Source organism: Parageobacillus sp. VR-IP, assembly GCF_013357975.1.
Classification (GTDB): Bacteria; Bacillota; Bacilli; order Bacillales; family Anoxybacillaceae; genus Saccharococcus; species Saccharococcus caldoxylosilyticus.
This window is the reverse complement of the sequence record NZ_JABVYQ010000002.1, coordinates 469,175-491,213: the sequence shown is the minus strand read 5'-3', so window position 1 is coordinate 491,213 and position 22,039 is coordinate 469,175. Positions and strand designations below refer to the sequence as shown.

The following is a 22,039-nucleotide window of genomic DNA, read 5'->3' as shown; positions in this document are numbered from 1 at the left end:
GAGGAACCGTAATTGAAGTGGAGCGAGTTTTTTGTCACTGGTGAACCGCTTATTTATGCAGCGGATGTTGCGATTGTGTTAACCATTATTGGTATTGTTTTTGTGTTGACGTATTTTAAAAAATGGAAATGGCTTTGGGATGAATGGTTAACGACGGTAGACCATAAAAAAATTGGGATCATGTATATTATTTGTGCTGTATTAATGTTGTTCCGCGGCGGTGTAGACGCGCTATTAATGCGAGCACAGCTAACGGCACCAAATATGAAATTTCTCGATGCGCAACATTACAACGAAATTTTTACCACGCACGGTACGATTATGATTTTATTTATGGCGATGCCGTTTATTATTGGATTAATGAACGTTGTCGTCCCGCTGCAAATCGGGGCGCGTGATGTCGCGTATCCGTACTTAAATGCGTTAAGCTTCTGGCTCTTTTTCTTCGGGGCGATGCTGTTTAATATTTCGTTTGTCATCGGCGGCTCCCCGGATGCCGGCTGGACGGCATATTTTCCACTTGCTAGCAATGAATTTAGCCCAGGGGTTGGCAACAACTATTATGCAGTCGCCTTGCAAATTTCCGGAATTGGGACGTTGATGACCGGAATTAACTTTTTGGTGACGATTTTAAAAATGCGGGCGCCGGGTATGACGCTTATGCGCATGCCGATGTTTACATGGACGGTTTTAATTACATGTGTCATCATTATTTTCGCGTTTCCAGTGTTAACGGTCGCATTGGCGTTAATGACGTTTGACCGTTTGTTTGACACGCAATTTTTCACGATGGCCAACGGCGGTATGTCCATGCTTTGGGCAAACTTGTTCTGGATTTGGGGCCATCCGGAAGTATATATTGTCATTTTGCCATCTTTCGGGATTTTTTCGGAAATTGTCAGCACATTTTCCCGCAAACGTCTATTTGGTTATAAAGCAATGGTCGGTTCGATCGTTGGTATCGCCTTTTTAAGCTTTATCGTTTGGGTGCACCACTTCTTTACGATGGGTGCCGGTCCAGCGGTGAACTCGTTTTTCTCGATTACAACGATGGCGATTGCGATTCCGACTGGAGTGAAAGTATTTAACTGGCTGTTTACGCTGCGCAAAGGAAAAATTCGTTTTACGACAGCGATGCTTTGGACGCTGGCGTTTATCCCGAACTTCGTCATTGGCGGGGTTACTGGCGTTATGCTCGCTATGGCAGCGGCGGACTATCAATACCATAATAGTTATTTCTTAATTGCCCATTTCCATTATGTATTAATTGCTGGTACGGTGTTTGCTTGTTTTGCTGGGCTTCATTATTGGTATCCGAAAATGTTCGGTCATCTATTAAACGAACGTTTAGGAAAATGGACGTTCTGGCTCTTTATGATTGGGTTTAATGTTTGCTTCTTCCCGATGTATTTCTTAGGATTAATGGGAATGACGCGACGCATGTACACGTACTCGGCCGGACTTGGCTGGACGCCGTTGAACGTTGTGGCGACGATTGGCGCGGCGCTGATGGGCATTGGCTTTATCGTGCTTTGCTATAACATTTATTACAGCGCGCGTTACGGCGAGCGCGACATGACCGGAGATCCGTGGGACGGTCGCACGCTCGAGTGGGCGACTGCTTCACCGCCAGCGCACTATAACTTCCCAATCACTCCGGAAGTAACGGATTTGGACGCTTATTGGGTTATGAAGAAAAACGGAAACGGGTTGGAAGTAAAAGAAGGACAATTAAAGCCGATTCATATGCCAAGCAACTCAGGCCGCCCGTTCTTGATTTCGATTGCATTTTTCTTCGCGGGCTTTGGTCTTGTCTTTAAATGGTTTACGTTGGCGATTATTGCTGCGATCTTCATTATTCTCGGTTTAATTCTCCGTTCGTTTGACGATGATGACGGCTATTACATTAGCGTGGACGAAATTAAACACACGGAGCGTTTGGCACGGAAGGGGGCGTAACGGATGGCAGAAGCAGCTCACCGATATGATGAAACAATGCCGCTCGAGTATCGGACGGAAGAAAGCCGTTTAAATATTTTAGGATTTTGGATTTTCCTTGGCGCCGAGGTCGCGTTGTTTGCGACCTTGTTCGCCACCTATCTTGTTTTATTCCAACGTACGGGAAGCGGCCCGACTGCGAAAGACTTATTTGAGGTAAAAGATGTTTTAATTGAAACGTTGCTTCTATTAACCAGCAGTTTTACGTGCGGCCTGGCTATTTTTGAAATGCGCCGCAATCGCCTTAGCGGTTTATTAACATGGCTGTTGGTGACGCTCCTTTTAGGTGCAGGGTTTATTACCTTTGAAATTCGCGAATTTATTCATTACGTCCATGAAGGAGCGACGATGCAAACAAGTGCGTTTCTCTCTAGCTTTTTCGTGCTTGTCGGAACGCACGGGGCGCACGTCAGCCTTGGAATTGGCTGGATGATTTTAATTATCATTCAGCTGCTCCAGCGCGGATTTACGCCGCGGACGGCAAGAAAAGTGTTTATCGTCAGCTTGTATTGGCATTTTCTTGACGTTGTATGGATTTTTATCTTTACATTAGTTTATTTGACCGGGATGGTGATCTAGGATGGGTGCAAACAATCACCATGAATCATTTCCTTGGAAACATGTCGTCGGTTTTGTTCTTTCGCTTGTGCTGACGTTCGCTGCGCTTTGGGTCGCGCTATCTTCGGGATTAACGGCGAAAGCGATTATTGGCGTCATCATCATTTTTGCTATCATTCAGGCAAGCTTGCAGCTATTTATGTTTATGCATATGACGGAAAGCGACAGCGGCAAAATTCAAACGATCAATATGGCATATAGCTTTTTTATCGCGGTGGTCGTTGTCGCTGGTTCGGTTTGGACGATGTCATTTGTGCTGTAATAAAACCCCTGGCTCTTTCCCTGCGAAAGAGCCGGGGTTTTTTATATTGACGCTGTAAATGACATTATGGTAGGATAAAATAAATCTGATAAAACAGATAAGAAAAGAAGGAGAAAATAAAATAAATAGTATCAAGAGCGGCAGAGGGAATGGCCCAATGAAGCCCGGCAGCCGCTGATATTGGTCAGAAAAGCGCTGATTCGCGCAGGCTGGTTCTGGAAGATAAGATGAAGCGCACCACTTCTTCTTATCGAAGAAGTTTTTTATTTTTATTATTAGGGGAGGAGAGGAGAAAGATGAGATATGGATTTTGGCTGCCGATTTTCGGAGGCTGGCTGCGCAACGTTGAGGATGAAAACATGCCGGCGACGTTTGAATATGCGAAAACGGTGGCGCAAAAAGGAGAGCAATGGGGATATAGCACAACATTAGTCGCGGAGCTGTATTTAAATGATATAAAAGGGCCGGAGAGGGATTCGCTGGAAGCATGGTCGACGGCGGCGGCACTGGCGGCGGTGACAGAAAAATTGGAAATTATGACGGCAGTCCGTCCCGGTTTTCATAATCCGGCCGTTACGGCGAAAATGGCGGCCAATATTGACCACATTAGCAACGGCCGCTTTACACTGAACGTTGTATCGGCATGGTGGGAGGAAGAAGCGCGTCAATATGGCGGCATTTTTACCGAACATGATGAGCGCTATGATCGCACGGAAGAATTCGTTCAAGTGTTAAAAGGAATGTGGACGAACGATGTATTTCATTTCCGGGGAAAATTTTATGAAGTAAAAGGAGCCCATTTAGCGCCGAAACCGGTGCAAAAGCCGTATCCGATTTTATACGCCGGCGGCGAGAGCGAACGGGGAAAACAAGCGATTGTCGAGCATTGCGATGCATATGTGATGCATGGCGGAACAGTAGAAGAAATCGCCCGCAAAGTTGCCGACATGAAACAACGCCGCGAACAGGCAGGAAAAGAGCCGTTTCGCTCGTTTGGCATGGCGGCGTTTGTCATTTGCCGCGACAGCGAGGAGGAGGCGCAGGCGGAATTAAAGCGCATTACCGACGTTAAATTATCGAGCGGCTATGCAGGATATCATGATTTCGTCAGCAAATCCCAGCTTGAACTGCAATTGAAATTGCAAGACTATTCTGTATCGAACAGGGGATTGCGTCCAAATCTAATTGGTACACCGAAACAAATCGCTGACCGCATTTTGGCATATGAAAATGCAGGGGTCGATTTATTGATATTGCAGTTTTCACCTCAGCTAGAGGAAATGGAGCGGTTTGCCAAACAAGTGATGCCGCTTGTCGAGGAACGCCGGAATCGGTTTGTGGCGAAAGGGGAAAAGTAAGATGAGCAAAATTTACATTATTCATGAAAATAGCGAATGGACTGTGCATTTAACGCGGCGGTTGGACGAACTTGGTCTGCCTTATGAAGAATGGTTTTTAGACAAAGGGATGGTCGATTTATCGACGACGCCTCCGGAAGGAGTATTCTACAGCCGAATGAGTGCCTCATCCCATACGCGGGCGCATCGTTTTGCCCCGGAACTCACGGAAGCGGTGCTCGCTTGGCTCGAGCGCCATGGGCGCCGGGTGCTCAACGGAAGCCGGGCGCTCCGTTTAGAAGTAAGCAAAGTGAATCAATATATGGCATTAAATGCGCATGGAATCCGCACGCCGAAAACGATTGCCGCCGTCGGCAAGGAACAAATTGTGGAAGCGGCAAAACAGCTTGGCGCGCCGTCGTTTATTACGAAACATAACCGCGCTGGCAAAGGGCTTGGCGTGCAATTGTTCCATTCCATTGAAGCGCTTCAGCGATATCTTGAAAGCCCTGCTTTTGAAGATTCAGTCGACGGCATTACACTGGTGCAAGAATACATTCAAGCGCCGGAGCCGTTCATCACCCGTTGTGAATTTGTCGGCGGCAAATTTATGTACGCCGTGCGCGTAGACACATCGGAAGGGTTCGAGCTTTGCCCTGCGGATGCTTGCCAAATCGGCGATTTGTTCTGTCCGGTCGGCGAAACGGCAACGCGTCCGAAATTTGAAATTATCGACGGTTTTTCCGATCCGATACTCGAGAAATACGAGCAATTTTTGCGCGCCAATGATATTCATATTGCCGGCATCGAGTTTATCCGCGATCAAAATGGCACGATTTTTACGTACGATGTCAACACCAATACGAACTACAACTCGGAGGCGGAAGCGCGCGCCGGCAAGTTTGGCATGTTAGAAGTGGCCAAGTTTTTAGGCGAGGAATTAAAGCGGCTTCAAGCCGCTTCGGTATAAAGATAAATATAGCCCTGGTTTCCAGCCTTTTGTAGGCACAAAAACCAGGGCTATGTGTTTGCGGATGGAAGCAGCATACCAGTGCTTTTTGCTGTTGTGGTCCATAAAAAACTGTTGCTTTGCTTACTGCGGCAATGAGGCAAATACGAGATTACAGTACCTTTGATAAAAACGATTTTGTCCGTTCATGTTTCGGATGGTCAAAAATTTCGTTCGGCGTGCCTTCTTCGACGATGTAGCCGCCGTCCATAAACAGGACGCGGTCGCCGACTTCGCGGGCAAAGCCCATTTCGTGCGTGACAACGACCATGGTCATGCCTTCGTTTGCGAGCTGTTTCATGACCGCCAGCACTTCCCCGACCATTTCCGGGTCTAAGGCGGACGTCGGCTCGTCAAACAGCATCACTTTCGGTTCCATCGCCAGCGCCCGGGCGATTGCGACGCGCTGCGCCTGTCCGCCCGATAAAGAGTCCGGGTAGGCGTTTGCCTTTTCTTGCAGCCCGACTTTTTGGAGCAGCTCCATTGCTTTTGCTTCTGCTTTTTCGCGCGGCCATTTCCGCACTTTTATCGGGGCGAGCGTGATGTTATCTAGCACGGTCATATGCGGGAATAGGTTAAAGCGCTGAAACACCATTCCGACTTCTTCGCGCACTTTGTTAATGTTTGTCTGCTTTTCTTTGATGTTGATCCCGTCAATGATGATTTCCCCTTCATCGAAGTCTTCTAAAAGGTTTAAACAGCGCAAAAAGGTTGATTTCCCAGAACCTGATGGGCCGATGACAACGACGACTTCCCGTTCGCGGATATGGGCATTAATTCCCTTCAGCACTTCTAGGTTGCCAAATGATTTTTTTAAATTGCTTACTTTAATCATTGGTTTGAATACTTCCTTTCCAAATAATGTAGTAGTTTACTAAGGGAAAGGGTTAAAAGCAAATAAATAAACGCCACGGTTAAATATGGCTCCCAAACGCGGTAGTACTCTCCTGCAGCTGCTTTTCCCCAATACATAAGTTCTGGGGCGGCAATGACAAGGCCGAGGGACGAGTCTTTAATTAAAACGATAAACTCATTTCCAAACGGCGGGATCATCCGTTTTAACGCTTGCGGCAAAATAATGTAGCGCATCGCCTGTGCGTGTGTCATACCGAGCGAGCGGGCCGCTTCCATTTGCCCTTTGTCAATTGATTGAATGCCAGCGCGGAAAATTTCTGCGACATACGCTGCCGAGTTTAAGGACAGCGATACAATCAGCGAGACGGTCGCGCTTGGCTGGGCAAAAAACAGCGGCATAACCCCAAAGTGTACAAGCAGCATTTGTACTAATAAAGGAGTTCCCCGGAAAAAGTTAATATACCATTCAAACGGGAGACGGATGAGCCGTTTCGTTGACATTTTGCCAAGGCCGATCATAAGACCGAGAATCAAGCCGGCGATGATGGCGGCGATCGAAACCCCAATAGTTAATAACACCCCTCTTAGGAAAAACGGGGCGTATTCCTGAATAATATCAAAACGAAAATCCATTAGCCCTCACCTTTCTTATAAAAAATGCGTAACTCAAATAAGCAGTTACGCATTTTCCGATGTTTGCGCGTTTATTGTTGTTTTACTAGATTATCGAGATTTGGCTCTGTTCCAAACCATTTTTTATAAATTTCAGCATATTTTCCGTTTTCCATCAGTTTTTTCAATGCTTTGTCCACTTTTGGTTTTAAGTCGCTTCCTTTCGGAAACATCATGCCGTAAAACTCCGACTCAAAGTGTTTCGAATCTGGAATGACTTTAATTTTTTTGTCTGGATTGTTTTTCACATATTCGTTTGCCACTGCGTTATCAGTCACGACTGCATCGACGCCGCCGTTTAATAATTCCATAATTGCCACAACCGTCGTTTCAAATTTTTTAATGTTTTTATTGCCTTTGCCTAGCAATTTCTCTACTGCTTCCTGCCCGGTTGTCGCGTTTTGGACGCCGATCGTTTTTCCTTTTAAGTCAAGCGCGTTTTTGATTGGGCTATTTTCTTTCACCATAATCATCTGGGTGGCTTCAAAGTAAGGAATGGAGAAATCGTATGTTTGTTTCCGCTTATCATTGATCGTGATGCCGGAGATTGCCATGTCGATTTCTTTGCTTTGCAATGCGGCAAAAAGCGGATCCCAGCCGATATTTTTCAGTTCATATTCAATGCCTGCTTCTTTCATTACCGCATCTAGCAAATCGACGTCAAAACCGACGATTTTTCCTTTATCCATATACTCAAACGGTGCAAACGCAGCGTCTGTCCCGACGATCACTTTTTTCTTTGCTTCTCCTGAAGAAGAAGAACTCGTTTCCGTTGATTTTCCACATGCAGCCAACGCTGTAAGCAATGCAATCACTACAGCGATAATTGCCCCTTTTTTGACCATGATAAAAAAGTCCCCCTTTGTGCAATTGATGATAGACGCTTTCATACTATCAATATTTTTACATTTATGCAATACTATTTATAAAAATAATTATTTGAATATTTTGGTTCCTTATATTATGTAGATAAACACCTTTATTTACCTATTTTATTTAGTTAAATTTCAATTTATAATATTCTTTAAATAAATGAATATTCATTTTTATAAAATAATGTAGTAGAAACGGCTTGGTTTATTTTTATATTATAAATTAAATGAATATTCGTTTTGTTTTTTGAAAAATCTATAGTTATATTTATGTTTTTAACAATTGGAAAATTATGATTATTATTGTAAAAATAATATTCTTCCGTTATGATGATAGTGAAGGACAACAAAGGAAGGAGAGGCTACTTTGGCTATCATTTCTGTTGCAATTTATATGATTGGAATGTTGCTGATTGGGTATTGGGCGTATAAACGAACGTCTAACCTTTCCGATTATATGCTGGGGGGAAGAACGTTAGGCCCGGCTGTTACGGCGCTGAGCGCAGGAGCTTCCGATATGAGCGGCTGGCTGTTGATGGGGCTGCCGGGAGCGATGTATGCGCAAGGGCTAAGCGCAGCCTGGATTGTAATCGGGCTTACGCTTGGAGCGTACGCCAACTGGCTGTATGTGGCGCCGCGTTTGCGTGTGTATACGGAAGTGGCGAATGATTCCATCACGATTCCGGAGTTTTTGGAAAACCGCTTCGGTGATACATCCAAGCTGCTTCGTTTGATTTCTGGCCTTGTTATTATGATTTTCTTTACTTTTTATGTATCTTCCGGTCTTGTATCTGGAGCTGTTTTATTTCAAAACTCGTTTGGCATGACGTATCATGCGGGATTGTGGATCGTTGCCGGCGTTGTTGTGGCGTATACGCTGTTTGGCGGATTTTTAGCGGTCAGCTGGACAGACTTTGTGCAAGGAACGATTATGTTTATTGCTCTTATTCTTGTCCCGGTCGTAACGCTTTTCCATACGGGCGGTGTCGGCGATACGTTTACTACCATTAAAAACATTGACCCTAATTTGCTCGATTTATGGAAAGGAACAAGCTTCCTCGGCATTATTTCGCTGTTTGCCTGGGGCCTCGGCTATTTCGGACAGCCGCACATTATCGTCCGCTTTATGGCGATTTCGTCGGTCAAGGAAATGAAAAGCGCCCGCCGCATCGGAATGGGGTGGATGATTTTCTCCGTTGTCGGAGCGATGTTGACAGGATTTTTTGGAATCGCTTACTTTTTCGAGCATGGCTCGAAGCTTAGCGATCCGGAAACTGTCTTTATCAGGCTCGGGGAAGTTTTATTCCATCCGCTGATCACGGGATTCTTGCTGGCGGCGATTTTAGCAGCCATTATGAGCACGATTTCTTCGCAGCTTCTGGTGACGTCCAGTTCGCTGACGGAGGATTTATATAAAATATTATTCCGCCGTTCTGCTTCCGATAAGGAGTTAGTATTGGTCGGCCGCCTGTCTGTATTGCTTGTCGCATTGGTAGCTTCTGCGCTCGCATACACGAAAAACGATACGATTTTAAACTTGGTCGGCTATGCGTGGGCAGGCTTTGGCGCTTCGTTTGGTCCTGTAATTTTATTAAGTCTATTCTGGCGGCGCATGACGAAATGGGGGGCGTTTGCCGGCATGGTCGCAGGAGCTATGACCGTTATTCTTTGGACGCAATCAGCATATTTAAAAGGCTTGCTTTATGAAATGATTCCAGGCTTTGCAGCGAGCTTGGTGGCGATTGTTATCGTCAGCTTGTTAACGAAGGAGCCGCAAGAAAAAGTTGTTGAACAGTTCGACCATTTCAAAGCATCGTTATAGGAAAAAAACCCGGACGCGTTATCGTGCCCGGGTTTTTTCGTTTAAATCGGCGGCAATTCCACTTTTGTTTTCGTGAATGTTTGTAATTTGTACGTATTAATCGGTTTGTCCCTTTCCCTTTATTTCCAGTCTGGGTACAAGTCGGTGCGGCGGTCGCGCCATGTCGTCACTGAACCTTTTTCCCGCACTTTATACAACAGCGACAAGTCGAGGTCGGCGGTGACAATCATGTCGTCGTTGATTTCCCCTTCGACTAAAATGCCGCGCGGCGGGAACGGAATGTCGTTTGGCGTAATGACCGCAGCTTGGCCGAAGTTGGCGCGCATAAAATCGACGGTTGGTAGCGAGCCGACCGTGCCTGTCGTGACGACATACACTTGGTTTTCGACGGCGCGCGCGTGGCAGCAATACCGGACGCGATGGAACCCATGGCGGTCATCGGTGCACGATGGACAAAAGATGACGTCCGCCCCTTTGGCGCGCACGATGCGGACGATTTCCGGAAACTCAATATCATAGCACGTCAACAGCGCGATTGTTCCTTTTTCCGTTTCGAACACATTGACGCTTTCTCCCGGAGCAATGCCCCATTCCTTTACTTCCGTCGGGGTAATGTGCAGCTTGGCTTGCTGGTGGATTTGTCCGTCGGGGGTAAATAAATGCGCGACATTGTACAATTTTTTGTCTTTGCAAATGACATGCGTGCCGCCGATTAGGTACATGCCGGTTTCTTTCGCCAGTGAAGTAAATAGTTCGTAATACGGTTCTGTATAATTTGGCAAGTCATCGATCGTTGGCGTTTTGCCTGTATTGGATGGAATGGACAAAAGCTGTGTCGTCATAAATTCCGGGAACAAAACAAACTCCGCTTCAAATTCTTGCGCCGTTTTCACGTAATGGGTCACTTGATCGGCAAATTGCTGGAACGAACTGATCGTATGCAAATGATATTGTACAGCAGATACCCGCAATCGTATCACACATCCTTCTTTTGTAATTTTTTGTCTTTATATTATCACGTTTGTTTTTTTGTATAAAGCAAAAGGGAGGCAGGAGAGGTTTCCTCCTGCCTTATTGTTGATGATAGCGGCGATATGCGGCATGGTTCGTTGGACCAACGTATTGGTTGAGCGGGAAGGAGTGGCGGATGGCTTCGGTAATAAATATTTTCGCCGTGGCAATCGCTTCCCTTACCGGTTTGCCTTTGGCGAGCTCGGCCGTGATGGCCGCCGAGAACGTGCAGCCTGCCCCGTGTGTATACGTTGTTTCGATGCGGTCAGATTCCAATAGTTCGAACGTTTTTCCATCGTATAGGACATCAACCGCCTTTTCATGCGGAATTTTGCGTCCGCCTTTGACGATGACGTATTTAGCGCCAAGCTCATGAATTCGGCCTGCCGCTTCTTTCATATCTTCCACCGTTTCGATGCGGCGAAGTCCGCTTAACTGAGCTGCTTCAAACAAGTTTGGCGTGACGACCGTCGCTTTTGGAACGAGCACTTCGCGGTAGCAAACCGTGTTTTCCGGATGGAGCGGCTCGTCTGCTCCTTTGCACACCATCACAGGGTCAATGACGACATTCGTTAATTGATGTTTTTCAATCGTTTTTGCCGCGAGTTCAATAATATCGGTCGTCGGCAGCATTCCTGTTTTCATTGCGTCAACCCCAACGCCGACGACGATCGTTTCAATCTGTGCTTCAATGGTTGAGAGATCGACTGGAAACACTTGATGAAACCAATGGTTATGCGGATCCATTGCGACGATTGTTGTAATTGCGGTCATTCCATATACGCCAAGCTCTTGAAACGTTTTTAAATCTGCCTGCAGACCGGCGCCGCCGCTGCTGTCAGAGCCGGCGATTGTCAGTGCTTTAGGCATTGCCATGACGTATTCCTCCTTTGTGTGGTATCAGTGATTATGTATTATTTAATCATAGCACAAATCATTTCGATAAGATAGAGAAGTGATTGGGTATATAAAGAAACCGGCACTGCGGAAGGCGGGCAGCACCGGTATGATCGATTAGTTTGCAGCTAGTTGTTTTCCTAACGCTTCTTCTACTGGGACATAGTTATAGCCAAGGTCGCGGGCGACTGCTTCATACGTAATTTCGCCATTAGCGACGTTGACGCCAAGTTTGAGTGCATGGTTGTCGGCGATCGCTTGGTGAACGCCTTTATTGGCGATTTGCAGCGCATACGGAAGCGTTACGTTCGTTAGGGCAAGCGTCGATGTTCTTGGAACCGCTCCCGGCATGTTGGCGACAGCGTAGTGAACGACGCCATACTTCACATATGTCGGGTTGTCGTGCGTGGTGACGTGATCGCTCGTTTCCACGATCCCGCCTTGGTCAATCGCGACATCGACGATGACAGAGCCTGGCTTCATTGCTTTTACCATGTCTTCCGTGACGAGTTTTGGTGCTTTCGCGCCAGGGATTAACACAGCGCCGATGACAAGGTCGGCCTCTGCGACTGCTTGGGCGATGTTCATTGGATTGGACATTAGCGTCGTAATTTGGTGGCCGAAAATGTCGTCTAGTTCGCGGAGACGATCGGCGTTTAAATCAATAATTGTGACATCCGCGCCAAGCCCGACAGCGACTTTTGCTGCGTTCGTTCCGACGACACCGCCGCCGATGATCGTCACTTTGCCGCGGCCTACTCCCGGCACGCCGCCAAGGAGAATTCCTTTTCCGCCGTAAGGCTTTTCTAAAAATTGCGCGCCGATTTGTGCTGCCATCCGTCCTGCGACTTCGCTCATCGGTGTAAGCAGCGGAAGTGTGCGCCCGACTTGCACCGTTTCGTAGGCGATGGCAATGACGCCTTTTTCTTTAAGGGCGCGCGTCAATTCCGGTTCAGCGGCAAGGTGCAAGTAGGTGAATAGGATTAATCCCGGACGGAAATAGCCGTATTCGCTTGGCAGCGGCTCTTTTACTTTCATCACCATATCCGCTTTTGCCCATACGTCTTGCGCTTGTTCGATAATTTGCGCTCCGGCGCTTGCGTAATCCTCATTGGTGAAACCGCTTCCAATTCCTGCATCTTTTTCAATCAGCACGGTATGTCCTGCCTGAACAAATGACATGACACCTGCTGGTGTAATAGCGACACGGTTTTCGTTATTTTTTATTTCCTTTGGTACCCCAATAATCATCAGCAAAATCCTCCTTATAAATGGCCTCAATTCCAGTATAAATGGTTGTTTCTATTTTTGCTTTGTTAGGAAAAAAGAAAGAAGCGCCGCCCTTTTGTGGATTTCCACAAAGTTAATGAAGCGCTTCATATTTGGCCAATTTAATATCAATATACAATTTTACTTTTTGATTCATATCATGCAAGTCCATTTCAGCGATCTCGGCGATGCGTTTCAGCCGGTAGGAGAGGGTATTCGGATGAATGTTCAGCGCTTTTGCCGTTTCATTGACATTGCTGTCGTGGTCGAAAAAGACTTCAAACGTTTTCACTAAATCGCTATGATGCTTTTGATCATAAGCCTGCAATTTGGTTAAGGACGGATTGATGAACTCCCCTTGCCGCTTTTTTTCCAACAATAAATCAAAAAATTGATAAATACCAAGTTGTTGATATCCATAAATAGAACAAATTTGTTCCGAAAATTTCTCTTTTATTTTCAGCACGGTCAACGCTTCTTGATAGCTTTTTTCAATGGACGTGTATGTTTCATAGATGCCGCCGAAGCCGCTTTGGACACTGTTGATATGAAAGCGCTCTTTCATTTTGAGTGCGAATGATTCGATAAACGTGTGCAATTCTTTTAACGGCTGATTCATTGATTTCGGAGCGGCTAACAAGATGACATCATTGCGGTCGGTTGTATAGAGAAGAAGCTGGATTTGCTGGGTCGTCTGCAGCAAGTACGAAATTTGCTTTTCAATTTCCCGTGTTATTTCGGTGGCAAAGCGGAAAACGATTACAGAAAATAACGGAGCAGCCGGGATTTGCATCGTCGCAAAGCTTTCTTTAATTTCCTCCTCTGTCGTCATGTGCCCGGTCAGCAGCTTCCAAAACAATTCTTGCACCCGCTCTTCTTTTTTGTTTTTGCGCATATACAGCTGCAATACTTTGTTTTTCGCGGCTTTGGCTGCTTTTTTTAGCAGTTCCATATCCTCTTGCGATAACGTGCGGTCGGTTTCGAGCGCCCAAATAAAGCCGATCACTTCATCGTTTTTCCAAATCGAGACGGCAACGCGACTACCAAGGCCGACTTCGGAAATGGCAGCGACACGGACAGGCTCGCGGCTCCTTAGCAACGCCGGAATCGCTCCTTGTTTCCATAAACTATTAATTACCTTTTCCGGCACGCGCCGGCTGATAATTGTCGCCGTCCGCGCCGGGTCGGTATAGTCGTCGTGGGCGCTGTAGGCGATCAGCCGATGGTTCGCATCTTCAATCGTAATCGGGCATTGTAAAAGTTCGCTAATATGGTCGGCAAACTCTTCTAGGCTGTCAAAATTGCTGCGAAAAGGGTCATCGTAATGAGACATATCGTTTCCTCCATGCGAAATAGTGTATTTCTATTCTACCATGAAACGATTTTTTCGATGATACATGTTGCTTTATGCGTAGGAATTGCAGCACGATATATCGAATAACCAAATGAAGAAATGATGTATGATTGCATCCAGCCTTTGGAGAAATGTTTTCATAGGTGGCGAATAGAAGGGAAACAGTTAGAGATTGCGGTCATTCCCGAAGATGGAATCGGCAAGGAAGTCGTGCCTGCCGCTTTAAACGTATTGCTGACGATTGCCGATGTACACGGGGGCTGCGCTTCACCTTTACCGAATTTCCATGGAATTGTGAGTATTACACGGAGTACGGAAAAATGATGCCAGATGACGGGCTGCAATTTGGACGGCTAAACTGGCTCGATTATTTCGGAGAAGAGAAAATGGGCAATGTACTGTTAAAGGCGATCGAAGACGTGACCGCGGACGGCGTGAAAACGCCTGATATCGGCGGAAAGGCGACGACGCGGGAAGTAACGGAGGAAATTGCCGCCGCTTAAAGCAACTAGCATAGCGAGCGCGTGGTTTTGAAAGGATAGGCATTTTTCTTTGACAAATGCGCCGCTTCTAGCTACTCTGAATATGAAAAAGCCGGCATGCAGGGATGATAACTGCGCATGCAGGCAAGATCTAAGACGGGCACTGCCGTAGGGTTTCCCGTCTTTTTTGTGCGGTTATATTAAAGAGTAGAAGAGCAAGAATAAGAAAGGGATGAACACGATGTTTAAAAAATGGTTTGGCAAAAAAGAAAAATCGGCACATGAGGATGTTGTCGCTCCATTGACAGGAACAATAAAACCGCTGGAAGAGGTTCCGGATCCGGTTTTTGCACAAAAAATGATGGGCGACGGCATCGCGATTGAGCCGACAGGCGGGGAAGTCGTGGCGCCGGTGGACGGCGAAGTCGTACAAGTATTCCCGACAAAGCATGCTGTTGGATTGCGTTCCGAAGCGGGCGTTGAGCTGTTGATTCATGTCGGGTTAGAAACGGTTTCCATGAACGGCGAAGGTTTTACGGCGCACGTCAAGGCGGGGGACCGTGTGAAAAAAGGCCAGCGCTTATTAACGGTTGATTTCGGGCTTGTCCAACAAAAAGCGAAAAGCACGATCACCCCGATCATTGTGACGAACGGCGATGCAGTGGCAAGTTTAGAAAAATCATCGGAAACAACGGCGGTAAAAGGGGAAACGGTTCTTTTCCGTATAGAGATGAAAGCATAATACCATGCTGATCGGGGGATGGCATGATGGCATTAAGAATCCACAAAATTTTAAATAACAATGCGGTCGTCGTGTTGGATGACGGAAAAGAAAAAATGGTTATGGGTGTGGGCATCGCGTTTCAAAAGCGAAAAAATGACGACATCCAAAAATGGAGTTTGTAGCGCCGCAATGACGATAGGTTGCGGCGTTATTTTTTTGCTAAAATAAAAGAAATAATGATGGCAATGGGGGATCGGTATGAAATGGCAAACAACCGGGCAGTTGAAACAACTGCTTTGTCGCTTAGTCGAATATCCAAGCATCAGCGGGACAGAAGCGGAAGTGCGGCTGGCGCAATATATAGCGGACCAATTGCTCACCCTTGATTATTTCCGGGGAAATAATGAGTTTGTCCAATTGCACCCGACTGAGGACGGGCGCTATTTTGTGACAGCGCTTGCCAAAAAAGCGGAACAAGTACGCGACACCGTCATTCTTCTCAGCCACTTTGATGTCGTCGATGTGCAAGATTACGGAGCATGGAAGGATGCCGCCTTTTCGCCAGAGGAGCTGACGAAGCGGTTTTGCGATCAGAAGCCGCAGCTTCCTGCGGACGTGCAGGCGGACATGGAAGCAGGAGAATGGCTGTTTGGCCGCGGCGTGATGGATATGAAATGCGGGCTGGCTTTGCATATGGCGCTCATCGAACAGGCATGCCACGGCAAGTTTAACGGCAATTTATTGCTGCTAACGGTGCCGGACGAGGAGGCGAACTCGGCCGGAATGCGCGCGGCGGTGCCGGTCCTTGTTGAAATGGCGGAAAAATACGGATTAACCTATCGACTTGTGCTCAATTCCGAACCGATGTTTACGCGCTATCCAGGCGACAAAACGAATTACATTTACACTGGCTCCATCGGCAAAGTGCTTCCGGGCTTTTATTGTTACGGGAAAGAAACACATGTCGGCGAACCGTTTGCAGGTCTTAACGCTAATTGGATGGTCGCACAAATCGTGAATGAATTAGAGCTAAACACCGATTTTTGTGAAGTGTTTCGCGGGGAAGTCAGCCCGCCGCCAACGAATTTGTGGCAAACCGATTTAAAGGAGGATTATTCTGTACAAATACCACATCGCGCCGTGACGTTATTTAATTTATTTTTGCAGCAAAAATCGCTCGATGACGTGACGAGCTCGCTTGTGGAAGTGGCTAAGCGCGCGGCGAAACGAATCGAAGAACGGTACCACGTTCAGGCATCCCGCTTCGCCAAGCTGGAACAATCGTCGCCAACATCGCTTGCTGTCCATGTATGGACGTTTGCCGAGCTAAGAAAAAAAGCGGTAGAGATGTTTGGAAAGATAAAAGTGGAGGAGCTGGAAGCCAACATTTTGGCGAAGAATACGAACAAAGATGAACGCGAGAAGACGATCGCACTTGTCGATCAGCTGGCGATGCTTTGCAAAGATTTTGCGCCGGTGATCGTTCTGTTTTACGCGCCGCCATATTATCCTGCCGTCAATTCCAGCGCTGATCCGCTTATCGGGCAGCTCGTTGCCAAGCTAAAAACGTATGCGAAAGAAACACATGGAGTTTCGCTCGTGCAGCAGCATTACTTCGGCGGCATCTCCGACTTAAGCTACGCCGGTCTGCAGCAGTCGCCTGCTTCCTTGCGAGCGCTTACCGACAATATGCCGCTCTGGAACCGCGGCTATGATTTGCCGCTTGACGCGCTGGCGAAATTTCAAGTTCCGGTGCTGAACGTCGGTCCGGTCGGGCGCGACGCCCATCAGTGGACAGAACGCCTCAATGTTCCGTTTGCGTTTACGACGGTGAAAGCGTGGCTGGAGTATACAATTAAAGAAGTATTTGCAAGATAATCTGGCATAACTAGGGGATAAGTCAATGGCTTATCCTCTTTTTATTATATCTTTACTTAAGATTATATCGTATATTAAGATATATTTAAAGGAGGAGCGATAAAGATGCAGATTGACGACATGATCGAAATGATTAACGAGCAATGGACCGATATTTATTACTTGCTGCACTATACAAACAAGGACAATCTTACACACCAAGCCATTCGCTTATTGCAGTATATTGAAAAAAACGGAGAGGCGACAATTGGAGATTTAGCAGAACATTTGGCAGTATCTCATAACACGGCTTCCGAACATACAAAGCGGTTGATAAAAAAAGGATTGGTTAGTAAAAAAAGAGGCAGCCTTGATGAGAGAAAAGTATTTGTTGTGTTAACAGAGGAAGGAAGGCACATCTTATATCGGCATACCCGATTAGACAAAGAAAAATTAAAAAAAGTTCTGGTACAAATGGATCCATGCGATGCCGAACTGATTCGAAAAGCGTTTGCGATTCTCAGTGAAGGAGCAAAAAAATGTTTGCGTTAGTTAAAGTAATCGTTTCCGCCGTTTTAATTAGTGTGATCACAGAAGTGGCAAAAATATATCCGAAGTTCGGGGGAATGATCGCAGCATTACCGTTAGTCAGTTTGTTCAGTTTATGTTGGCTATATGTTCAAGGGGAAGCAACACAACATTTAAGTAAATTTTTATTTGGCGTATTATGGGGATTTCCGGCAACCGCTTTTTTGCTGCTAGTCACAGCCTTATGTTTGAAGGCCTCTTTTTCCCTGATTGTATCTATTGCCCTTGGCATTGGCGCCTGGGGAATGTTTTTGCTCATGCAGAACATCGTATCCAAACATCTATAAAAATCAAAAACTGCCCATATTTTCATGATAAAACCAACCCAATCTTTATTGAATAAACAGCTAAAACCCCCTATAATGAGGTAAGAAAGTGTCTTTACACTTGTAATAATAGGGGGATTGACATGAATCAAAAGGCAATTTCGCAGCGGAAGCTGTTAGGAGTGGCCGGACTTGGCTGGCTGTTTGACGCGATGGATGTCGGCATGTTGTCGTTTATTATGGCGGCGTTGCAAAAAGATTGGGGGTTGACGGTGGAACAAATGGGATGGATTGGCAGCGTCAACTCGATCGGGATGGCGGTTGGCGCGCTTTTATTTGGCTTGTTAGCTGATCGGGTCGGCAGAAAAAATGTATTTATTTTGACGCTTTTATTGTTTTCCGTCGGCAGCGGGCTATCTGCCTTGACGACGACATTGGCGGCGTTTTTAGTGCTGCGTTTTCTCATCGGCATGGGATTGGGCGGTGAATTGCCGGTCGCATCGACGCTTGTCGCGGAAAGTGTCCCGGCGAAAGACAGGGGACGGGTCGTTGTCCTGCTCGAAAGCTTTTGGGCGGGAGGCTGGCTTGTCTCGGCTTTCATTTCGTACTTTGTCATTCCGAAATACGGATGGCAAATGGCGTTGCTGCTTGCGACCGTCCCAGCGCTGTACGCGCTCTATTTGCGCTGGGGTTTACCGGATTCGCCGCGGTTTGCAAGCATGCGGAGAGAAGAGACGGTATGGGACAATATCGTAAAAGTTTGGTCGACTCCTTATCGTAAAGAAACGATCATGCTGTGGGTGCTTTGGTTTTGCGTCGTCTTTTCGTATTACGGCATGTTTTTATGGTTGCCAAGCGTGATCGTGATGAAAGGGTTTAGTCTCATTAAAAGTTTCGAATATGTCCTGATGATGACGCTGGCGCAGTTGCCGGGCTACTTCAGCGCCGCGTGGCTCATTGAACGAGCGGGGCGGAAATTTGTGCTCATCACGTACTTAATCGGCACCGCTGTCAGCGCGTACTTCTTTGGAAACGCCGATTCCCTTGCGCAGCTGATGACTTCGGGCATTTTGCTTTCCTTTTTCAACCTTGGTGCTTGGGGGGCGTTATATGCCTACACACCGGAGCAGTATCCGACGTCGATCCGCGGCACGGGAGCGGGGATGGCCGCGTCATTTGGACGCCTCGGTGGCATTTTAGGCCCACTTTTTGTCGGCTATCTTGTCGCCCAGCATGCCGCCATCACCACCATTTTCGCGGTGTTTTGCCTGTCCGTGTTTATCGGCGTCATCGCCGTCTGGGCGCTCGGCAAAGAAACAAAGCGGCAAGAACTGGCATAGCGGTTGACAAAACAGGGAAGAAGCTATACCTTAAGGGTAATTGCTTCTTCTTTTTTGCGGGGAGAAAAAGAGAGGCGGTGAACAGGCTTTGCGTCCCCTTGTATCGGTTGTCGTTCCTACCTATAATCGCCCGCACCCGCTCGCGGAGCTGCTAGAGTCATTAAGCAGGCAGACGTACCGGCATTTTGAAGTCGTCCTTGTCAATGACGGCGGCGAGCGCGTCGACGACATTGTCGCGCTATACCCGGAACTCGATGTCCATCTCATTCATTGTCGCGACAATATCGGACATGTTGAGGCGAGAAATATCGGCGTGAAAGCGGCAAACGGGGAGCTTGTCATGCTTTGCGATGACGATGATTTACTGCTTCCGTCTCATATGGAGCGGATGGTCGCGGAAATCGCGGATGCCGATTTTGTCTATTCTGATGTGGAAATTTTCCATTATCGAGTCGAAAACAATCAGCGCATCCCGACGGCCCGCTTTTTATTCGCTTATGAATATGACCGGGAAGCGATGCGGAAATTTTCGACTTATGTGCCGTCGGGGAGTTTGTACCGAAAAGCGATTCATGACTGTCTTGGCTACTTCGATCCGTATGTTCACCATTATTGGGACTGGGACTTTTTTTTACGCGTGTCCGCTGCGTGTCGCGTCAAACGCGTCGCGGTGGCGAGCGTATTGTACGCTTTTGCGGACAACGGCGACAACTTGTCGCGACAGATGGATGATAAGCGGCGCATGTACTTAAACCGTTTAAGTGAAAAGCATGGGCTTGGCGACTTGCCGATGAAAAACTTTTGGCTGCTCCTTGAAGAGCCGGAGGTGAAAAAGCGGCGCGCCAACAGCAAAGTGATATGGGACGGGTTTCCGATCGTATCTAGGCTGGCCGAGCGGCAAAATCGCGTGTAAAAAATGCGGCGGGCCATTGACGAGCGTTTTGCGATTTTGCTATTATAATTAGCAAAATGGGTATATGGTAACGATGATGGACCAATAGTAGTTAACCCTCTCTTCGCTAGCGAGCCGGGGATGGTGGAAGCCCGGTGAAGATGGTTAATGAAACGGCAGTCCGGAGTTGCTCGTTCAAAAAGTGGATGCGAGACGATCGCATCAACTAGGGTGGAACCGCGGGAGTCACGCTCTCGTCCCTAGGCATCAGGCCTAGTGGCGAGGGCGTTTTGTTTTCGAAAAAAAAGCAATTGTGGAGGAGGAAGCGAAGATGGCAGCAACAATGGAAAAAATCGTAGCCCACGCCAAACATCGCGGCTTTGTCTTTCCTGGCTCAGAAATTTACGGCGGTTTGGCGAACACATGGGATTACGGGCCGTTAGGAACGGAATTAAAAAATAACATTAAGCGGGCATGGTGGAAAAAATTTGTCCAAGAATCTCCGTATAACGTCGGCTTGGATGCGGCGATTTTAATGAACCCGAAAACGTGGGAAGCGTCCGGCCATTTAGGCAACTTCAACGATCCAATGGTCGACTGCAAACAGTGTAAAGCGCGCCACCGCGCCGACAAGCTGATTGAAAATGCGCTAAAAGAAAAAGGAATCGAAATCGTGGTCGACGGACTTCCGTTTGAGAAAATGGAAGAGCTTATTCGAGAGCATCACATCGTGTGCCCGGAATGCGGCAGCCATGATTTCACGAACGTGCGCCAATTTAACTTAATGTTTAAAACATATCAAGGCGTCACCGAATCGAGCGCCAATGAGATTTATTTGCGTCCGGAAACGGCGCAAGGCATTTTCGTCAACTTTAAAAACGTGCAGCGCACAATGAGAAAGAAGCTGCCGTTTGGCATCGCGCAAATTGGCAAAAGCTTCCGCAATGAAATTACGCCAGGCAACTTTACGTTCCGCACCCGCGAATTTGAACAAATGGAGCTTGAGTTTTTCTGCAAGCCTGGCGAAGAGTTGCAATGGTTTAATTACTGGAAACAGTTTTGCAAACAATGGCTGTTGTCATTAGGGATGAAAGAGGAAAATATCCGCCTCCGCGACCATACGAAGGAAGAGCTGTCGCACTACAGCAACGCGACGACAGATATCGAGTACAAATTCCCGTTCGGCTGGGGCGAGCTGTGGGGCATCGCGTCGCGAACCGATTACGATTTGAAACGGCATATGGAATATTCCGGCGAAGATTTCCATTATCTCGATCAGGAAACGAATGAACGGTACGTCCCTTACTGCATTGAGCCATCTCTTGGCGCGGACCGTGTCACGCTCGCGTTTATGATTGACGCCTATGACGAAGAGGAGCTCGAAGACGGCACGACACGGACGGTGATGCATTTGCATCCGGCGCTTGCCCCTTATAAAGCAGCCGTCTTCCCGCTGTCGAAAAAGCTATCGGAAGGCGCGCGCCGCATTTATGAAGACCTGTCGAAATATTTCATGATGGATTATGACGAGTCCGGTTCGATCGGCAAACGCTACCGCCGTCAAGATGAAATCGGCACCCCGTTCTGCATCACGTACGACTTTGATTCCGAACAGGACGGCATGGTGACGGTGCGTGACCGCGACACGATGGAGCAAGTGCGCATTCCGATTGCGGAGCTAAAAAGCTTTTTGGAAGAAAAGATACAGTTTTAAGGGAAAAGAAAACAAAAGCCAGCGCTTTTCGTGCGCTGGTTTTTTTGTTTCAAGAGGGGAAAACTAATCGGTAATGAAAAAGGAAGTTTATCTACATGTTGCCATTTATTATATCTATTATATCTATCATGCTTGCCGCCATGAACGTTTCGTGCGCTTTCCGTTACCTGTTGAATGGGGAAAATATGCTTATAGGTTTG

20 protein-coding genes, 3 pseudogenes and 1 riboswitch are annotated in these 22,039 nt (G+C 47.1%); of the genes and pseudogenes, 16 read left to right on the top strand and 7 right to left on the bottom strand.

Annotated elements, in window-relative coordinates:
* Positions 1–12: 12 nt before the first annotated feature.
* From qoxB to HT574_RS07875, 5 genes are all read left to right on the top strand, one after another.
* Positions 13–1,959 (top strand): cytochrome aa3 quinol oxidase subunit I, encoded by a 1,947-nt coding sequence (gene qoxB, locus HT574_RS07895; RefSeq protein WP_175244136.1) that lies wholly within the window; start codon positions 13–15, stop codon positions 1,957–1,959.
* A gap of 3 nt (positions 1,960–1,962) precedes the next feature.
* Positions 1,963–2,577, top strand: coding sequence for a cytochrome aa3 quinol oxidase subunit III (gene qoxC, locus HT574_RS07890; RefSeq protein WP_017436969.1), 615 nt, complete (start codon positions 1,963–1,965; stop codon positions 2,575–2,577).
* Between the two features lies 1 nt (position 2,578).
* Entirely contained in the window at positions 2,579–2,878 is a 300-nt protein-coding gene (gene qoxD, locus HT574_RS07885) for a cytochrome aa3 quinol oxidase subunit IV (RefSeq protein ID WP_017436968.1), read from the top strand.
* A gap of 125 nt (positions 2,879–3,003) precedes the next feature.
* A riboswitch (SAM riboswitch) is annotated at positions 3,004–3,107 on the top strand.
* 67 nt (positions 3,108–3,174) lie between these two features.
* On the top strand, positions 3,175–4,236 hold the full coding sequence (locus tag HT574_RS07880) for an LLM class flavin-dependent oxidoreductase (RefSeq protein WP_175244135.1): 1,062 nt from the start codon (positions 3,175–3,177) through the stop codon (positions 4,234–4,236).
* Position 4,237: 1 nt separating this feature from the next.
* Complete coding sequence (locus HT574_RS07875; protein ID WP_175244134.1) at positions 4,238–5,185, top strand: ATP-grasp domain-containing protein; 948 nt, start codon at positions 4,238–4,240, stop codon at positions 5,183–5,185.
* Between the two features lie 151 nt (positions 5,186–5,336).
* On the opposite strand, the gene HT574_RS07870 is transcribed toward HT574_RS07875, so the two are convergent.
* The 3 genes from HT574_RS07870 to HT574_RS07860 all read right to left on the bottom strand — a co-directional run bounded on the left by HT574_RS07870 (position 5,337) and on the right by HT574_RS07860 (position 7,596).
* Positions 5,337–6,059, bottom strand: coding sequence for an amino acid ABC transporter ATP-binding protein (locus tag HT574_RS07870; protein WP_175244133.1), 723 nt, complete (start codon positions 6,057–6,059; stop codon positions 5,337–5,339).
* Positions 6,056–6,712: an amino acid ABC transporter permease gene (locus HT574_RS07865; RefSeq protein WP_017436964.1), complete on the bottom strand. Its 657-nt coding sequence runs from the start codon at positions 6,710–6,712 to the stop codon at positions 6,056–6,058. The genes HT574_RS07870 and HT574_RS07865 overlap by 4 nt, the downstream gene beginning before the upstream one ends.
* Positions 6,713–6,783: 71 nt before the next feature.
* Complete coding sequence (locus HT574_RS07860) at positions 6,784–7,596, bottom strand: basic amino acid ABC transporter substrate-binding protein (RefSeq protein ID WP_175244132.1); 813 nt, start codon at positions 7,594–7,596, stop codon at positions 6,784–6,786.
* A 394-nt stretch (positions 7,597–7,990) separates the two neighbouring features.
* On the opposite strand from HT574_RS07860, the gene putP reads away from it, so the two are divergent.
* Positions 7,991–9,445 (top strand): sodium/proline symporter PutP, encoded by a 1,455-nt coding sequence (gene putP / locus HT574_RS07855; RefSeq protein ID WP_175244131.1) that lies wholly within the window; start codon positions 7,991–7,993, stop codon positions 9,443–9,445.
* 119 nt (positions 9,446–9,564) lie between these two features.
* Here the strand turns inward: putP and HT574_RS07850 are convergent, their stop codons facing one another.
* From HT574_RS07850 to HT574_RS07835, 4 genes are all read right to left on the bottom strand, one after another.
* Positions 9,565–10,422 carry a carbon-nitrogen hydrolase family protein gene (locus HT574_RS07850; RefSeq protein WP_198430983.1) on the bottom strand — a complete coding sequence of 286 codons (858 nt, stop codon included), beginning with the start codon at positions 10,420–10,422 and terminating at the stop codon, positions 9,565–9,567.
* Between the two features lie 94 nt (positions 10,423–10,516).
* Entirely contained in the window at positions 10,517–11,332 is an 816-nt protein-coding gene (pdxK, locus tag HT574_RS07845; protein WP_175244130.1) for a pyridoxine/pyridoxal/pyridoxamine kinase, read from the bottom strand.
* 138 nt (positions 11,333–11,470) lie between these two features.
* The gene (gene ald / locus HT574_RS07840; protein WP_175244129.1) at positions 11,471–12,604 is read right to left on the bottom strand and encodes an alanine dehydrogenase; all 1,134 of its coding nucleotides are present in this window, start codon (positions 12,602–12,604) and stop codon (positions 11,471–11,473) included.
* A 112-nt stretch (positions 12,605–12,716) separates the two neighbouring features.
* Positions 12,717–13,955 carry a PucR family transcriptional regulator gene (locus tag HT574_RS07835; protein ID WP_175244128.1) on the bottom strand — a complete coding sequence of 413 codons (1,239 nt, stop codon included), beginning with the start codon at positions 13,953–13,955 and terminating at the stop codon, positions 12,717–12,719.
* Positions 13,956–14,078: 123 nt separating this feature from the next.
* Between HT574_RS07835 and HT574_RS07830 the strand changes: the two are divergent.
* From HT574_RS07830 to HT574_RS07790, 10 genes and pseudogenes are all read left to right on the top strand, one after another.
* Positions 14,079–14,320, top strand: a pseudogene (locus HT574_RS07830) (hypothetical protein); the annotation flags it as partial.
* Positions 14,320–14,479: pseudogene (locus HT574_RS20465) on the top strand (tartrate dehydrogenase); the annotation flags it as partial. The pseudogenes HT574_RS07830 and HT574_RS20465, both read left to right, overlap by 1 nt.
* A 220-nt stretch (positions 14,480–14,699) precedes the next feature.
* Positions 14,700–15,200, top strand: coding sequence for a PTS sugar transporter subunit IIA (locus HT574_RS07825; protein ID WP_175244127.1), 501 nt, complete (start codon positions 14,700–14,702; stop codon positions 15,198–15,200).
* A gap of 26 nt (positions 15,201–15,226) precedes the next feature.
* Positions 15,227–15,352 (top strand): annotated as a pseudogene (locus HT574_RS07820) (CAT RNA binding domain-containing protein); the annotation flags it as partial.
* An 88-nt stretch (positions 15,353–15,440) separates the two neighbouring features.
* On the top strand, positions 15,441–17,060 hold the full coding sequence (locus HT574_RS07815; RefSeq protein ID WP_175244126.1) for a M20/M25/M40 family metallo-hydrolase: 1,620 nt from the start codon (positions 15,441–15,443) through the stop codon (positions 17,058–17,060).
* Positions 17,061–17,165: 105 nt separating this feature from the next.
* Positions 17,166–17,591, top strand: a complete 426-nt coding sequence (locus HT574_RS07810; protein WP_017436952.1) for a MarR family winged helix-turn-helix transcriptional regulator — start codon at positions 17,166–17,168, stop codon at positions 17,589–17,591.
* Entirely contained in the window at positions 17,579–17,914 is a 336-nt protein-coding gene (locus tag HT574_RS07805; protein WP_175244125.1) for a DUF3147 family protein, read from the top strand. Before HT574_RS07810 ends, HT574_RS07805 begins: the two co-directional genes overlap by 13 nt.
* Positions 17,915–18,036: 122 nt before the next feature.
* A complete protein-coding gene (locus HT574_RS07800) occupies positions 18,037–19,233 on the top strand; it encodes an MFS transporter (protein WP_175244124.1) in 1,197 nt (398 codons plus the stop codon).
* An 88-nt stretch (positions 19,234–19,321) separates the two neighbouring features.
* Positions 19,322–20,146, top strand: coding sequence for a glycosyltransferase family 2 protein (locus tag HT574_RS07795; RefSeq protein WP_175244123.1), 825 nt, complete (start codon positions 19,322–19,324; stop codon positions 20,144–20,146).
* Between the two features lie 310 nt (positions 20,147–20,456).
* Positions 20,457–21,839, top strand: a complete 1,383-nt coding sequence (locus HT574_RS07790; protein ID WP_175244122.1) for a glycine--tRNA ligase — start codon at positions 20,457–20,459, stop codon at positions 21,837–21,839.
* The last annotated feature ends 200 nt before the right edge of the window (positions 21,840–22,039 follow it).